Below are 17,013 nucleotides of genomic sequence, written 5' to 3'. Positions count from 1 at the left end.
CCCTATCGCCTGCGGCTCCAGGGTCCGCTCAGGATGACTCGTTTATTTAATTATAGCTTTTTCGGGCAGAAGAAGCCCTTGCCCCCTACAATCACGACCCATAATTTACTATCTTTGGCGCCATGCTTAATGTTTCTAATGTCAGTCTTCAATATGGTAGCCGCGTTCTCTTCAAGGAAGTAAACCTTTCCTTCAAGCGCGGCAATTGCTACGGTGTTATCGGCGCAAACGGTGCCGGCAAGTCCACATTCCTCAAGATTCTTTCGGGCGAACTCGAACCGAACACGGGTGAAGTCACGAAGGACCCGGGCGAACGTATCGCCGTCCTTAAGCAGGACCACTTCGCCTACGAAAACAACACGGTTCTCGAAACTGTGATGATGGGCTACCCTGAACTTTATGAACTCAGCAAGAAGCGCGATGAACTTTATGCGCTCCCGGAAATGACCGAAGAACAGGGCATGCAGGCCATGGAAATCGAAACTCGCTTTGGCGAAATCGGCGGTTACGAAGCCGATTCCAACGCAGCTGTGCTCCTCAAGGGCCTCGGTATTCCCGAAGAATTCCACTACAACTTGATGTCCGAACTCGATGGCGGCCAGAAGATCCGCGTGCTCTTGGCACAAGCCTTGTTTGGCAACCCGGACATTTTGCTCTTGGACGAACCGACGAACCACCTTGATTTGGAAACCGTCGGCTGGCTCGAAGACTACCTCGAACGTTTCGAAAACATCGTGATCGTGGTGAGCCATGACCGTCACTTCTTGAACGCCGTCTGCACGCACACTTGCGATATCGACTACGGCAAGATCAACATTTACGGCGGTAACTACGAATTCTGGTACGCAGCAAGCCAGCTCGCCCAGAAGCAGCGCAAGGACCAGAACCGCCGCGCCGAAGAAAAGATTGAAGAACTCAAGGCGTTCATCCGCCGCTTCGCTTCTAACGCCGCTAAGGCCAAGCAAGCCACCAGCCGTAAGAAGCTTTTGGACAAGATGACCGTCGAAGAAATGCCGGCCTCTAGCCGTAAGTTCCCGTGGGTGAACTTCAAGATGGACCGCGAACCGGGTAAGATTGTGCTCGAAGTCAAGAACGCCACCGTTGATGGCGGCGACGGCATTATCTGCAAGGGATTCGACTTCTCGCTCGGCAACCAGGACAAGGTCGCTCTCGTCGGTGAATACGACACACTCAAGACGGCATTCTTCCAGCTCATTGCCGAAGAAATCAAGGCTCCGGATGGCGTGCTCAAGTGGGGCAACACGATTAGCTATAACTACTTCCCGAAGAACAACGACGCTTACTTCAAGACGGACCTCTCCCTCGTGGATTGGCTGCGCCAGTACAGCAAGGAACAGGACGAAACCTTCATCCGCGGATTCCTCGGTCGTATGCTCTTCACCGGTGAAGAAGCCCTCAAGAGCGCGAACGTGCTTAGTGGTGGTGAAAAGGTGCGCTGCATGCTTTCGAAGATGATGCTCTCGAACGCAAACTGCTTGCTCCTCGACGAACCGACCGCACACCTCGACTTGGAAGCCATCACCGCTTTGAACAACGGCCTCAAATCATTCCAGGGCCCGGTCATCTTCTGCTCTCAGGACCATGAATTTGTCCAAACTGTCGCAAACCGCGTTTTGGAACTCACGCCGAACGGAGTTGTTGACCGCAGCATTACCTTCGACGAATGGCTCGAAAGCAAGAAGACGAAGAAGAAGTAAAACTACTTTGGATTTATGAAATCCCTGTCACAGCAAGTGGCAGGGATTTTTTTTGATATGCTAACCAATCTTAAACTGCAAAATTTCTTCGGCAGTTAGTTTATCAACGGTTTTCCCAACGCGCCTTGCATACCGTCCTAACTCCAACAGATTTAATTTGCTTTTCGGGGGATTTTTATACGGATTTGGAGGCGCCATATATTCTTCCATAGAATCCGCTAAAATAACGGCTGGTTTTCTAATTCCACTCATACGTATAGACCTCCATGAGTTTTTGCGAAGCTTCGCCATCAAGAAAGAATTGATAGGGATGCAAAGCACCCAAATAAACAGCTCCTAAAACTTCAATATAGTGATTCAAGAGCTTTTTGTTAAGGGCAAATCCATGAACTGTACCCTCGAATCCCCATTGCATAGATTTATCAACGGCAACAGCAAACAGATGACCACCAACACCACTGTATTTGGGCTTTTTTGCAATTTTTTTATTGTTATGAGGTGCAGTGCAAGCCCAATGCAAATAAGCAGCCTTTGCATCAGCATCTTTTTTCACAGCAACTAGCCCCTGAATATCGTTATTTTCTTTTAAAGCTAGAGCAAAGACCTCAACTTCCTTAGGAACATCAATCCAATTTATTCCCCATCCATTTTGTTCTGTGAATTTTTTCAGAAACGAACGGCTTTCAATCTTAAAAACAACCGTTTCCTTAATTTCGCCTGTTTCTGTATCTTTAAGACAAGGGACAATTTCGTCAAGCCATATGCTAACGACACCAGTCATCACTTTTGTATTCATCTTTTACTCCATCCGCCTACACGCATAAAAAGGCGAGGTTTAACATTTTGTAATAATAATGAGCAAAGCAAAGTTTTCGCTAGCCCATCAACTGCACATTAAAGCACTAAAAATATAAATCATAAAAAAGATGCTGTCAAGAGTAAATACAAAAAAAAATATATGGATTCATCCCGTAAAAAAGTATAATCGTTTTTTTTACACTTACTACTTGATAGCAAAAGCGGCTTTCAGCAATTTCTCAGGCACTCCATGAGAGCGAAGATATTCAGCAATCTTCTTATAACGAGCAGCATACCTTTCTTTCACTTTTGCTTCGCCTTTAATAAAACCTCGGGCTTCACCCTTTGCTTCGCCTTCCGCTAAACCTTCATGGCGAGCGGTACTCACACACGCATTAAATTCGTCTCTATCGATCATACTCGTCGCCTCCATCATCAGCCCATTTAATATACCTTTTTCGAGAATTTGTCGGCAAGAGGGCGAAGTTTTGTAGAATTTGAGCTTTTTTCTACTTCCAGACTGCATTACGATTGTATGTTCCGTTACGCAGTTGGACATGCAAGTGTTCATTCTCCTGCCCGATATCTTCGTGTAGAACTGTATAACGATTGCCCAAATTATCTCGCACCATTTGCGCTATCTGTTTACGAGTTTCAAGGCTCCCCATATCCTTGATTCTAAAGTCGAGTGCAGCACCCACATAATGAGCAGACCTTTCAGAATGCCCCTCATAATCATTGGCGCTTGTAATTAGTGGTTTGTATTTGTCGTCATTCATTGCTGTATGATAAACACTTACGACCACAGAAATCGCACTGTCCATTTCAGGACGAAGCTTATTGAAATTCACGCCCGATTTCTGTAATGTCATCGAAAGCATCTCCTCATGATAATCGCGCTGGACATCATCCCGAAATTGGACCATGTGCTCCCTAACGGTATTCTGAGTATATGCGATTTCCTTTTTAAACTCTTTCACGCCACCACTTGCGCCTCCCACAATAAAAAACACAAGGCACATTCCGCCAATAACTAGGAGAACCGGCAAAAGCGCTATAAGAATCTGGATAGCGATAGTAGCCAAGACGATAACGATCGCCGCGATAACAAGACAACCCAAAACCGATGCCATACAAATCTCCTGTATAAAGCGAAGTAGAGGTCATTCAGCTCCTCTCTATTTATATCGCTAATCTGGGAGGATTTGTAAAAGGGAATTGGGCAGATTAGTGGACTATTTCCACACCTCGTTTCTATTGTAAGAGCCACTTTTCGGTTGAATGTGCAGATGTTCATTTGACATACCGACGTCTTCATGGAGGACGAAATAACGGGGGTCAAGGTCTTCGGTGATGGCCTTTGCAAGAGCCTTCGAATCTTAACATCTTCCACATCCTTGATTCGAAGATCTACAGCGGAGCAAGCATAATGGGCGGAGCGTTCGCCATGCTTGTCAGAATCGTTTCCATTGGTGATTACCGGGCGATAATAGTCATCTTCGAAAACCTCATGGTTGTCTCATCTATAAACTAGATAATTTTATCAAGAATACCTGGTGCACAATCGTTGTAAAATGAGTTTAATACGGAACATGGTAGCCTTTTACGGAGGTTTTTGATTCTGCACATCAGAAACATCTAAGAAAAGCCCCGGAACGGCATTGGCTAGATATCTTGTACTGTGGTAAACGTAGCACAGCCAAAAATCTTATTGCAAACATTATCACCTGCCACTTTCTGCCCAACGACTTCACCTGCGATGACGTTTTTATCGCCCATGCTAACGCTAGTACCCATGCCAAAGGAAGACGGGTCCACCTGCGGGAGTCCTCATTCAAAGCAGAACTTTGCCTTGAGAGGCAATTTCAGCCCACACTAGACGCATTTCTTTACCTGCGGAACAGGCGTTCCGCACTCCATACAAAACTTTGCTCAGACATCAAGTTCGGCACCACAATTTGAACATATAGACATAATTATTTTCAAAAAAAAATTATTTTTTAGAAGTGGCCTTATACCAATAAGGGATTTTTCCATTCTGTTCTAATCTCGATCCAGAAAACATGTATCCCACATCAGTCACATTCAACACATCCCACTTACTAATATCGCCATCAAACTCTCGCGCCCACCAAAACATCATACTCATATTTGTTACATTTGACACATTCCACTTACTGATGTCGCCTTTGAACTTGGAAAACCCAAACATATAGTACATATTGGTCACATTTGACACATTCCATTGGCTAATATCCCCATTGAATCGTGATTCCAGAAACATAAAGCTCATATCTGTCACATTTGACACATTCCATTGGCTGATGTCACCATTAAATTTTGATCGTTTAAACGCCTGATCGTCATTGAACTTCGCCGGGTGACGGGGACCTGGCTCAAAACAGAATAATTTGCTCATATCTTTAACATTAGAAACATCAATATAATTCAAATCACATTCTAAGCCATTTTCTTCAATTGCTTCATCAATAAGCTGAATTAAATGATTTCTATTAGACGCAACCACCAAACGGACTTCGAATAGTTTAAAGAACACATTTTCAAAATCATCCCAATCAGACTTGTCGCCACAAAGACATGCCAATAGTATTCGCTCATTTTTTAGTAAAAAAGATTCATATTCATCACTTGTGGATTCAATCTTTTGCAAAGCGCCTCTAGCTTCATCAAGAAAAGCCGACTTATCAGTTTGCAGATACAATTTTATCAGAAACAAAACTTCCACAAGCTTAACAATCGGCACATCCGGCCAGACCTGTTTCGCTTTGTTCAAAGCTAGTTCAGCCTCCGGCAACTCCTTCTTGAAGAGATAAATACAAACCAACGACAGATAACTTTCACAAAATTCGCCTTGCAACTTTGCAATTACATCTATTGTTTCATCCGGTTCCAATACACGGGCAAAACGCAAGTACCAATTAACAACTTCCTCATCATTAGGATTGCATTCAAATAGTTTTTTTATATCGTCAAAATAATCTTCAAGTTTTCCCTCAAAATAAGCTTTTTGCACCGATTCCAATGTCATCCGTTCTGTACGTGTCAAAGTCGAAACATTAACTTTCAGCTTGAATTTTTGTTCTAGCGGCAATGTTTCCGCTTTCGAAAGCCCCAAGGTATTTGCAAGCACATCAAGTTTATTACGTTCAATGATATCAATTCGACCATTTGCACCAATTGACAGCAAAGCCGATTCGTATTGTTTTAATGCATCTTGTTTCTTGACTTCGACACACTTCAAGCACAAATTAGTCTTCGCATCAAAATGTTCGTCACACACGACATTACCACAACAGGGACAGGTATGCCCATTAACATTCGTCAGGTGCTTACCGCACACATGGCAACTATTCACGCGCTTAGTATCGTCCTGAATCGTATTGTAAATGGCGTTGCCCATAATTTTGTTCTGTACATTGTCGCCCGCCACTTTTTGTCCAACAACATCGCCAGCAATGACATTCTTGTCGCCCATACTAATGTCAGTCGTTTGAGAGACAGAGCCATCTTGAGGAGCGCCACACCCAAAGCAGAACTTCGCCTTGAGCGGCAGTTCCGTTCCACATTGAGCACATTTTTTCACTTGCGGAACAGGAGTCCCGCATTCCATACAAAACTTTGCTCCGACATCTAACTCAGCACCACAATTTGAACACTTGTTCATTTACATACCTATTTAAATAAGCCTCATATTAATTTTACTACGCAATAAAGTCAACATCTAAAGATTCTCTAAATCCTTCATAAAATCATCCCCAAATCTTGAATTTCATTTAAAGCAGTCAAAAGCGGATCCGTCTCTGTCTCTTCTGACTTCTCCTTTAATGAAGAAATTTTTCCATCCTGATTATCATCCTCCGATGCAATTGAAATGTCAGACCAAGACTTCAATTCTTTGGAATCATCTCTAATTTCTGAATACACTCTTGTTTTTTGAATTTTTTCAAAATCCTCATCTTTATAATAGGCGATAATCCAATACGCATTAGGGAAAAAGTCCTTAACCATTTTAAAATAAGGATAATCAACATCATTAAGAGAATGCCCTAAAACCCATATTTTTTCAATATGGATAGATTTAAGCATTTCGAAGTATGCGCCATTCTTTGCGATGTTACCATGAACGTCCTTGAACGAATTCTTGTAGAACGCCTGTAAATCTCCTCTCGTTTCTTTTATCGAGTCCTGGTCAGAATGTCCAAACAAAAGACAATTATCCTTATAAAAGCCATGAATGTATTTTATTACATTATGCGGCACGCCATATACAGTTTCTAATGTGGGCGTATAGTTAAAGTTTAGGTAAAAAGATTTTTGAGAAAAATGAAGATTTGGCTTGGGTTGTATTTTTTTAAACTCTTCCGAGTTCACGACATTTTTTATCCAGAAACCAACTAAAAAAGTAAATAGCCAAGACCACAAACTAGGCGAAATTTGATATTGTTTGATAAAATCTCTATCAATCGGAATATTCGGGCGACCTAGCACATATTCAACATTGTTCCAGCTATTATCAAAATCATTAAATACAGAATCTTCTAACACCTTAGTGAATCGACTCACCTTAGCTGTATCAGACCAATTTAAATTATCGTCAAAAATTCTAACTAACAATGGAAAATTACACAATAAGAATTCTTTGTAGGCTGCATAAAAAGTATTTGCGCCATGGTATAAATCAAAGCCGTTTCCGATAACAAACAGTGTATTGTCGGCACAAGCATCCTTGCCGTAAATTTGCGAATTAGGAGTCCATTTCGATTGATAATCCATTGCCGGATTTTTTAAAGGCTGCTTTCTCAACGCAATTTTCTTATTCAACAATTCGAAATATGGATTAGTAATTTTTTGCATGTTTTTAGTCTTTTGAGGTGTTCTAATTTAAATCACACACTAGCACCACATTCTTCACAGAAGGACGCGCCATCGTCAAGAATAGCCCCGCAATTCGGACACTTACGTTCAACAGAATCTTCAACGTCCTTGCGACGATTATTCTGCTGATTTTTCGAATCTTTCATCCCTGCAACAGCACGAAGTGTTGTCTGCATACCTTCCAGCATACGGTCATTTTCTTTTTGAGCATCAGCATGAGCCTGATTGGCTTGTTGCTTATAAACATCAACCAACTCTGCCTGATGCTCCGCCTTTTGACGATTGATGGAAGCATTTGCTCCAGCGGCAGTCTGCATTCCCGTCATACCCATTTGGGCAAACATCTGCATCATCTGTTGCATATTGGCATTATTCGTACTATTAGTCTGCATCAAACGCTCAATTTCTGCGGCTCGATCTTCGCGAGTTGTCTGCAACACATTCTGCATCATAGCTTCAAGCTTCCCATTCTGTGCATGAGCGGCTTCTGCTTTGTACTTTTCCGCAGTGGCGGCAGCTTCAGCTGTAAACTTAGCCTTCATCGCTTCAGCAGCGGCAGGGGAAAGGTCCGGATTTGCGGCAATAATCTGTTCCACAGACATCGTTTGGAACATACGGCGCATTTCTTCCTCATGCGCCCTAGCAGAAGCCAAGGATTCTTCTTGGCGACGATGTTCCGCCTCTTCACGTTCTTGACGAATCGCCTGAGCCTGTTTGAGAATTTCCAACTGAGAAAGCTGTTCTTCCTTATCCAAATCAATGTCGGCGTTCCGTCTACGAGTACTAAACTCAAGATCTTTTTCACGACGAACATCAACATAATCATCATCTTTCTGACGACGTTCATCGTTGTATGCATCCTGCGAACGACGTAACTGCAACTCGTTTTCAAGACGTTTCTGACCAACTTCGAAAGCCCAAAGCATTTTTTGGCGTTCAAAGGTTTGTTCATTATTCATTGTTGCCAAAGCAAGAATCTGAGCATCATTCAAATTACGTAAATCGGTACGCTGGCGCTTATTATGTTCAAGATTATCAAGTTCTTCTTCTCTGAGCAATTGGCTTTTCTTTAGTTCCAAAAGCGCCGTTTGGATTTCTTCTTCAGACTTTGCATTATGCAACAGGCGTTGTCCAGCAAGCATTGTCGCAAATTTTTCGCGTTCAAACTTATTCAGTTCATTCTGTTCGTCAATTTTCGCAATAGCATCCACAAACTCCATCTGAGTCTGAGCATCGTGAAGAGTTTGCGCGTTCGTTTCGTCTTTCAAGCGATTCAAAAAAGCATTTCGTTTCGTAAGTTGTTCTAATTCAAGCTCCGAAACATAGAGTTCTTCCTTTAGTTTTCGGATTTTATTCAAATCTTCGCGAGAAGCACTCATATCCAAAACATCCGTCACAGTCACAAAAGGATACACCTGAGCCATGACATCCTGCATTTTTCGCAATACTTCGCTATGAAGCGTCATATTACCCACAACCTGTTCTGGCGATACATTTACCACAACATTACGAAAAGTTGTTTGCACAAGAGAATCTATTTTCTTAGAAAATTCATCATAGCAAATGAACTTTTTGTCCAAAAGTAAGGCACGATAGAATTCGTTCACATTAGAAATCTTACACAAGATATGCAGAACAACATCACTCTGCAAATTCGCTGTAGGCATATTTTTCAAATCAAACAACAGTGGGAATTTGGTATCTCGAATAAGCACAATCGATACTCGAGGAACATTTGCATTCACCGATGAGGAAAGGCCCGCAGCTTCAGCTCGTTCTCGACTACGACCAGAGAAGAATCCAACAATATTGCTTAAGAATCGTCTAACAATACCAGGTTTGTCCACGTGAGGAGAATTTTCATCCACCCCCAATTCCTTGAAAGAATAGCTACCGGCATTTAATTCAGCAACAAATTTTCCTTCAATAAAGAATAAAGCTTTTACGCCATCTTGAATCTGTAATCCCTTCACCTTGCCATAAGCAGCAAAGTCATTTTCATCAATTTTTACTGCAATCTGACCATTCAAAACGTTCCAACGAATATAGGAACCAAGTAAAGTAAAATTATCTTTTGCAGAATCATTTGACATAAGGCTTTCAGAAACAAATTCTACCTTTGTTCCGCAAGCTTTGCAAAATTTTGCAGAGTCATTTAACATTTCACCACAATGTGTACATTTTTTCATAATATATTCCCTCTTTTATAAAACCTTTTTGATGTTTGTTATTTCAAAAACGTCATTTCGAACTTCGCCAATTATTTCCACCTGCTTGCCATCATATTCTTGAAGAATATTATTTTCAAAAGGATTATCTCCTTTTTTAAATAATGGAACAATCATATCCTTATTACAATACAAAAACGGTTTCACTCGTTCACTTTTACTACCGCAGTCGTTCTGACGGAATATGACAGTCCCTTGCAAGATTTCTTGTTCTTGACTAAATTGAAAATTTTTCATTTTAGGATTATTCACTACCATTGTGGCGACCTCATTTAGATAGTAGTTGCTTTTTAATATTCCCTTGAGCATCAAAATAAATCTTCAACAGTGATTTCCATCCGCTAGAATACTTTTCATAAATAGCCTGATACAAATTATTTGAACCAACTTTATAGTACTTTGGTTCAACCCCCTGCATATAGTCCGACATATCAAATGATGTCTTCATTTTCACTTGATATTGTTCCAATTTTGGCAAAAAAGCCTTAACCACATTACAATCCTTTTCGATCAATACCGATTTCACAGCGCGATGAACATCAGGCATAGGAACAATCATTCTCGAAACAGTCTTATTGAATGTTCTCGCATCTTTTGGATGAGTATTACAAACTAATTTGATTGACGGGTCTCCATACAACGAAAACTCTGCCAGTGTCTTAATCGTAGAATCGTCTGGATCTTTTTCAGACATCAATACTGTTAAAGCTTCACAATATGCATCTCCCGCACTTTTCCCATCTTGAACATTCTTTAGAAAAACACCAATAATAATATCAGCACAAAATCCAGGAGGTTCGCAAGGTCCATAAGCAATTTTACTGGAGCCTAAAAGCGCAAGGCATCTATTTTGCATTGCCGTAAGCACAATGCTGTCGTTTGGAGATAATCCTTGCGTGTACCTAGCTCCATAACAAGCTTCAACACCAAGAAAAAAAGGATTTTTTATCTGTTTAACAATTTCAGGAGAGAATGTTTCAGGGTAACTATGCCCCTGTTGTCCGTACCAAAATTCGGTTTGATTACTTCCGTGAAGGTTAAAATAAAGAAGATTTACATTTTGAGGCATTACTTGACCAACATTGGCCAAAGTGATACTTGGCGATGTTTTGACTTCATTCTGTGAAATTTCTCTATACTGCGCATTAGAGGCCTTTTGCCAAACAAAAGCTGAAAGACCAAATGGTTCTATTTTTGATTCAAGAGAATAACTCGAAGACGTTGCAAAATACTTAACAAATTCGTCTAAAGTTTCTCCCGTATAGCTAGGCAAACGACCTGTTCGTAAAACTTGAGAAAAATCATATTGTTGACCGTTCCACGGAGAATCCACGTCTAATGTGACATAGGGTAAATCAGCAAGAACATTTTCATCACTATCTATACACTCATTCTCCCAAGACATTAGATTGATAATCTCTTCGTTGCCCAAAATAAAAAGGTATTTTGGACACGCTACAAGAATTATTTGTTTGAGTAAATCTACAACACCCCGCACATCATTTGATTTAGCTGAGCTAATTTCATTATTACCAATATCAAGAAGATGATAGCAAACGTCTCTAATCTTGGCCTTGTTGATATAACCCGCAATTTCGTTTTTCAGCTGTGTCGGAGAACAAGAAAGTTGATTTGCCAATGCTGACACGTCGGTCATTATGATACCAAGTTCAGAAGACCCCGATGACAACGAAGCCTTCAGCCATTGCAATTGCCAATTACTGACAAATGTGGAAATAGAATCTTCAGCAGAAGAAGATTCCTCGCCTCTAGAATTTTCATCCAAAGGACTCAGCTCAGGATAGACCTTTGCGCCACATTCCTCGCAAAAGTTAGCTCCATCAGACAGTTTATTTCCACAATTTTCGCAGTATGGCATAGGAATCCCTAAATTAGCACCACATCAAAACTAGGATCATCTTATATTTCGCTGAGAATTGCAGTAACGGGATCTACTGGACGATTATAATCTTCTAAGAAAGATTTATATGTGTTCATTCCCCAATTATCAGAATCAAGTCCCAATAATGATGTATTTACATTTCTACCTCGTAAGTATTTCTGAATTTGTGGAACTACTGATTTATGAATATCAAGACAATTTATTTTAGGATAATATGATATTGCAACAGAATCACCTGTTTCACAAAGTGGCGCTGTGGGTATGAAATACTCATCATTTGGAGCTTTAGGCGGAAGATAACATGTTCCCGATGTCGTACAATCATCATCGGTGCTTTTCGTTCCAAGAAAAACCTCATTCAGAGGCTTGGCACTTTCCGGTGTATATACGAAAGATCCTCTTTGCAAATCAGAACGAGGATTTGAAATTTGCATAAATATTTCATCTTTGGTTTCTTCCATCCAAAACACTTCATTTTTCCATATGTTATAGGATGTTGCATCAGCGTAATTACTTCCAGAAATATTGCCATTTTCTTCAATGACAGCATTCATATTTTGCTTATGTTCTTTTATCACATCAGAAAAACGAGTCAAATCATTATTTGGTGTATAAGCACCTTTCCCCGGAGTAATCCAATAAACAGAAACAAATGAGTTCGTTTCATAACCAGAGCAAATTCCATTGGAAGAATGAGTAGCAAAATACAAAGCAACATTGTAATCAGAAGTCCAATCAATAAATGGTGTTGGAGCACCATAATGTTGTAGAACAGAAAAGACGCTTGGATCCGCAACGACTTTGCAGAAATGGTTCAATCGAATACTTTCGGTTGTCTTTGAATATTCAAGAAACAAGGACATAAAGTCTTCAAAACTACCAAAGCGATAATTTAATTCTTTCGTTATCCATTCGCGTTGAGCAAAAGAGTAAATTTTCCAAGCCCCTTCTGCGACACCTCGAAAGAAAGTCTTTCCATCCCCTTCAGTCGAGACTTGCTGTAATGTTTTTTGAACATCTTCAAAAGAAAACGCTTGTCTATATTCATACGCATTTCTTTTTTGTTCAATTGTATTAAATACTGACAAATCCATATTTCTCACCTCACAAAGTACGCGCCATGCCGTGCGGGTTTCGGCATAGTGAGTTTTGCATTCGCAAAGGCTCAAATCTTTCATTGAATAAAACGCAGATACAGCGATATATATTCTCCTTCAATGAAATTTCCAGAGTTTTCCCCTGCACTGCAAAAGAGTCATGCCAAATTTTGTGGAAATACAAAAAAGGCGCAGATCGTTGCACTTACCTACACGGGGCTCTCGACAGCCTCAAAGCGATAAACGCAAACGACCCACGCCCCAATACGGGCAACCAAACGGCAACGAATCATTACCGTTTGTTGAAATACGCCCAAACAAGCCATAAAAAATATGGCTCAAAACGTATCTACGTGAGCGTCTGCCTCGTCCTCGCTTTTGGAAATTGTCGAGATTTCATCTAGAGGGCAAGAGCAAAAACTCTTCAAGCGAGTGTTGCAAAAAATTCGAGCTTGCTCGATATTTTTTATAACCGAGCGTCCGGAGTTTCTGCAAAACTCTATTTTACGATTAGAAAGATAACATTAATTTTTTGAAAAAGGCATAAGTTGTATAATTTTTTATTACAAAAAATCATTTTTTGCCGATTTTGAGCTAAAAACAGCCTTAGAACATCCGACTGAAATCAAAATTACAGCAGGTGCAATAGCTTGGACGTGAATAATCCAAACTCCTACGCTCTCCTCTTTCCGCGTACCAAGTAGGCAAACGGTTTTCTTTTTCCAAAGCAGACTCTTTAAACATGTCCCTCATGTTAATCACCTTGAATGCATCCCACCGGTTAATATCACCTCTAAATTGAGATTCCTTAAACATCTCCGTCATATGTATCACATTAGAAATATTCCATTCACTAATATCGCCATTAAATCGAGAGCGTTCAAACATGCCGTGCATATTTGTTACTTTAGACACATTCCAACGACTAATATCACCTGTAAACTGAGATCCCTTAAACATCCAACACATACTTTTCACATTGGAAACATCCCATCCACTGATATCACCAGTAAAAGCAGAATCCAAAAACATGCCTGTCATATTAGTAACATTCGATACATTCCAACGACTAATATCACCTGTAAACTGAGATTCCTTAAACATCCACCACATACTTTTCACATTTGAAACATTCCATCCACTGATATCACCAGTAAAATGAGAACCAGCAAACATAATGTTCATTTCCGTGACGTTCGATACATCCCAGTGACTAATATTGCCAGTAAATTGAGCATCCGCAAACGTGCCCTCCATATTTGTTACCTTAGATACATTCCACCCACTGATATCTCCGTTATATACACTATATTGAAACATGTGACCCATATTCGTCACATTAGAGACATCCCATTGACTAATATCGCCATTAAAGCGAGACTCATAGAACATATTACTCATATCAATAACATTCAATACGTTCCAGCGACTGATATCGCCATTAAAGCGAGAGCGTTCAAACATGCCATGCATATTTGTTACTTTAGATACATCCCAGCGACTGATATCTCCTGTAAATCGAGAGTATTCAAACATGCTGCTCATGTTCTTAACATTAGAAACATTCCACCCACTAATATCTCCATTAAATTCAGAGCTTTCAAACATACCGCTCATATTCTCAACATTGGATACGTCCCAACGACTGATATCACCTGTAAACCGAGAGCTTTTAAACATACCGCTCATATCTTTCACATTTGAGACATTCCAGCCACTGATATCTCCATTAAACAGAGAATCTTCAAACATGCCCTTCATATTTGTTACTTTAGACACATCCCATTGACCTATATCGCCTGTAAAGCGAGACTCCCTGAACATGCCACTCATATTTTCAACATTGGATACATTCCAACAACTAATATCACCTGAAAATTCAGAGCCTTTAAACATGCTATCCATATTTGTTACTTTAGACACATTCCATTGACCAATATCGCCAGTAAAACAAGAATCCCAGAACATACAAAACATATCTACAACATTCGACACATTCCATTGACTGATGTCTCCATTAAAACGGCTCTTCCAAAACACTGAACGCATATTAGTTACATTCGATACGTTCCAACGGCTAATATCACCTGTAAACTGAGAGAATTCAAACATACGTCTCATATTTTTCACATTTGAGACATTCCACCCACTAATATCTCCATTGAATTGTGATTCAAGAAAAAGAGAGCCCATATCAGTAACATTTGATACATTCCAACGGCTAATATCACCTGTAAACTGAGAGCGTTTAAACATTTCGCTCATGTCACTCACATTTGAGACATTCCAATCACTGATATCTCCATTGAATTCTGATCCAAGAAAAAGATAGCTCATATCAGTAATGTTCGATACATCGATAAAATTCAAGTCACACTTGGGACCTTTTTCTTCAATAGCCTTATTAATGAGTTTTCGGAGATGCACATAGTCTTGGGCAACAACTTTACCGTTCATAAAAACCTCTTAGGATATCCAATGGGATAATATACACTTTTGAAATAAAAAAAATTTCATTTTACAATTCGCACGCACTAAACGATACTATTATTAGAATAAAGAGTTTTTTTATGATCGGAGCAATTATCGGCGATACCGTCGGTTCCATTTACGAATATTTACGAATTCGAAAACTACAAAGCTAAGGATTTTGAGCTGTTCCCTGATGGGGTATCGCCCACAGACACTACTTCCCGGAACCGCACAAGCTCGTGACGGAATTCGAGAAGAAGTACGGGAATCGGATTTTGCAATAAACATTGCCGGGATTCCCGGCTTTTGCTAATTTTCCGGCATGTTCCATCCGATTCGTCATTTCATCACGATTACCAAGCACAAGAACGAAGTCATGAGACTTTGTTTTAAAGCGGGTATCGGGTTGCAGGGGTTGCTACACGATTTATCGAAGTACAGCCCCACCGAATTTATTCCGGGTGCAAAATATTACACGGGCAAGGAATCGCCAAACAACGGAGAACGTCGCGATACGGGCATGAGCCTCGCATGGATGCACCACAAGGGGCGCAACAAGCACCATTTTGAATTTTGGTACGATTATGATATGAAGACCAAGAAAATCGTGCCGATGGATATGCCCGACCGCTATATCAAGGAAATGTTCTGCGACCGCGTGGCCGCCTCCAAGACGTACAACAAGGAGACATACACGCAAGAAGCGCCGCTCCTTTATTTGACGAAAAGCACCGCGCACGAGAAGATGACGGAGACGACTTACAAGAAATTGCTGTTCTTGCTCAAGAAACTTGCGACGGATGGCGAAAAAGAAACGCTTAGGTTTATGCGGCATTGCAAGGAACTGCCGACGGAGTAAAGCTAAGCTTTCGAACTACGAGAGCCCTTGCGACAACTAGCGCAAAAAAGTATATTTAAAGGAGATGCCCGTTCGAAGGCGGGCATAACAATAATGAACCGCGATTGTTCGCGGCAGCACTTGAACGGAAAGGCAAATTATGGAACTTGGAAGAATTAACCGCGCACGCGTCGAATCTATCACGCCACAGGGGTATTACCTGGAACTCGAAACTGGCGGAAGCGTGCTCCTCCCCGGCAACCGCAACAAATTCACGCTCGTCGAAGGCGAAATCATTGACGTGTTCGTTTACACGGACTCTGAGGACCGCCCGATTGCAACGCTCGACAAGCCGCTTGCCCAAGTAGGCGAATTCGCAGTGCTCACCGTGAAAGAGGTCAACCGCGTCGGCGCATTTTTGGACTGGGGCCTCAACAAGGACTTGTTCCTCCCCTTCAAGCAACAGCTCGGCGAATTGCAGAAAGGCGACCGTTGCGTAGTCTTTGTTCTCGAAGACGAAAAGAGCGGACGCATTATCGCTACTGAAAAAATCAAGAGCTTTATCGACCCGGACACGAACGACTTGCACATCGGCCAGCGCGTGGAGCTTGCCGCATACGAAGTCACGCCCGATTACGTCGATTGCCTTGTGGATTACCGCTACACGGGCCGCATCATGACAACACCGGGCATGGAACGTATCTACATCGGCGATACAATGCCGGGCTACATCCAACGTTTCACGAGCGACGGAAAGATTACGCTCAACTTAACACCGGTCGGTTACAAGGGCATGATGAAGAGCGAAAGCCCCAATGCCATTCTGCAAAAGCTCGAAGCTGCGGGCGGATTCCTCCCCTATGGTGACCACACCGATCCGGAAACTATCCGTCGTGAATTCGGCATGTCCAAAAAGACGTTCAAGAAAATTATCGGGACACTTTTCCGCGAAGAAAAAATCGTGATCGAAGAAGACGGAATTCGCGCGGTTTAAAAATCGCGCAGTATAATCGGCGCGTCCATACAAGCAAAAAAAGCCGCGATTTGCGGCTTTCTTCATTTT

At 41.3% G+C, this 17,013-nt stretch carries 15 protein-coding genes; 3 read left to right on the top strand and 12 right to left on the bottom strand.

The annotated features are described in order from the left end of the window. Positions 1–122 precede the first annotated feature (122 nt). Complete coding sequence (locus tag BUA34_RS08575) at positions 123–1,718, top strand: ABC-F family ATP-binding cassette domain-containing protein (RefSeq protein ID WP_072828368.1); 1,596 nt, start codon at positions 123–125, stop codon at positions 1,716–1,718. A 60-nt stretch (positions 1,719–1,778) separates the two neighbouring features. Here BUA34_RS08575 and BUA34_RS08570 read toward each other — a convergent pair whose 3' ends face one another. The 12 genes from BUA34_RS08570 to BUA34_RS08520 all read right to left on the bottom strand — a co-directional run bounded on the left by BUA34_RS08570 (position 1,779) and on the right by BUA34_RS08520 (position 15,097). After that, a complete protein-coding gene (locus tag BUA34_RS08570) occupies positions 1,779–1,970 on the bottom strand; it encodes a hypothetical protein (RefSeq protein WP_072828364.1) in 192 nt (63 codons plus the stop codon). Further along, positions 1,957–2,514, bottom strand: coding sequence for a hypothetical protein (locus BUA34_RS08565; protein ID WP_072828360.1), 558 nt, complete (start codon positions 2,512–2,514; stop codon positions 1,957–1,959). Before BUA34_RS08565 ends, BUA34_RS08570 begins: the two co-directional genes overlap by 14 nt. A 207-nt stretch (positions 2,515–2,721) precedes the next feature. Next, a complete protein-coding gene (locus tag BUA34_RS08560) occupies positions 2,722–2,934 on the bottom strand; it encodes a hypothetical protein (RefSeq protein ID WP_139255910.1) in 213 nt (70 codons plus the stop codon). 91 nt (positions 2,935–3,025) lie between these two features. After that, a complete protein-coding gene (locus BUA34_RS08555; RefSeq protein ID WP_254794394.1) occupies positions 3,026–3,637 on the bottom strand; it encodes a hypothetical protein in 612 nt (203 codons plus the stop codon). A 544-nt stretch (positions 3,638–4,181) separates the two neighbouring features. After that, entirely contained in the window at positions 4,182–4,313 is a 132-nt protein-coding gene (locus tag BUA34_RS16175) for a hypothetical protein (RefSeq protein WP_256375022.1), read from the bottom strand. Between the two features lie 196 nt (positions 4,314–4,509). Beyond that, the gene (locus BUA34_RS16010) at positions 4,510–6,201 is read right to left on the bottom strand and encodes a BspA family leucine-rich repeat surface protein (RefSeq protein ID WP_072828353.1); all 1,692 of its coding nucleotides are present in this window, start codon (positions 6,199–6,201) and stop codon (positions 4,510–4,512) included. Positions 6,202–6,278: 77 nt separating this feature from the next. Beyond that, positions 6,279–7,391, bottom strand: a complete 1,113-nt coding sequence (locus BUA34_RS08545) for an AbiH family protein (protein WP_072828352.1) — start codon at positions 7,389–7,391, stop codon at positions 6,279–6,281. A gap of 32 nt (positions 7,392–7,423) precedes the next feature. Further along, complete coding sequence (locus tag BUA34_RS08540) at positions 7,424–9,601, bottom strand: zinc-ribbon domain-containing protein (protein WP_072828349.1); 2,178 nt, start codon at positions 9,599–9,601, stop codon at positions 7,424–7,426. A gap of 15 nt (positions 9,602–9,616) precedes the next feature. Next, on the bottom strand, positions 9,617–9,898 hold the full coding sequence (locus BUA34_RS08535; protein ID WP_139255909.1) for a hypothetical protein: 282 nt from the start codon (positions 9,896–9,898) through the stop codon (positions 9,617–9,619). 10 nt (positions 9,899–9,908) lie between these two features. Next, on the bottom strand, positions 9,909–11,519 hold the full coding sequence (locus BUA34_RS08530) for a zinc-ribbon domain-containing protein (protein ID WP_072828340.1): 1,611 nt from the start codon (positions 11,517–11,519) through the stop codon (positions 9,909–9,911). A gap of 41 nt (positions 11,520–11,560) precedes the next feature. Then, positions 11,561–12,637: an FRG domain-containing protein gene (locus BUA34_RS08525; RefSeq protein WP_175545434.1), complete on the bottom strand. Its 1,077-nt coding sequence runs from the start codon at positions 12,635–12,637 to the stop codon at positions 11,561–11,563. A 609-nt stretch (positions 12,638–13,246) separates the two neighbouring features. After that, complete coding sequence (locus BUA34_RS08520) at positions 13,247–15,097, bottom strand: BspA family leucine-rich repeat surface protein (RefSeq protein ID WP_072828333.1); 1,851 nt, start codon at positions 15,095–15,097, stop codon at positions 13,247–13,249. A 337-nt stretch (positions 15,098–15,434) separates the two neighbouring features. On the opposite strand from BUA34_RS08520, the gene BUA34_RS08515 reads away from it, so the two are divergent. Both BUA34_RS08515 and BUA34_RS08510 read left to right on the top strand, forming a co-directional pair. Beyond that, complete coding sequence (locus tag BUA34_RS08515) at positions 15,435–15,971, top strand: DUF5662 family protein (RefSeq protein ID WP_072828329.1); 537 nt, start codon at positions 15,435–15,437, stop codon at positions 15,969–15,971. A 139-nt stretch (positions 15,972–16,110) separates the two neighbouring features. Continuing rightward, positions 16,111–16,944 (top strand): CvfB family protein, encoded by an 834-nt coding sequence (locus tag BUA34_RS08510; protein WP_072828325.1) that lies wholly within the window; start codon positions 16,111–16,113, stop codon positions 16,942–16,944. The last annotated feature ends 69 nt before the right edge of the window (positions 16,945–17,013 follow it).

This window comes from Fibrobacter sp. UWB12, assembly GCF_900142485.1.
In the GTDB taxonomy this organism is placed as follows: Bacteria; Fibrobacterota; Fibrobacteria; order Fibrobacterales; family Fibrobacteraceae; genus Fibrobacter.
This window is presented reverse-complemented; position numbering and strand designations above follow the sequence as displayed.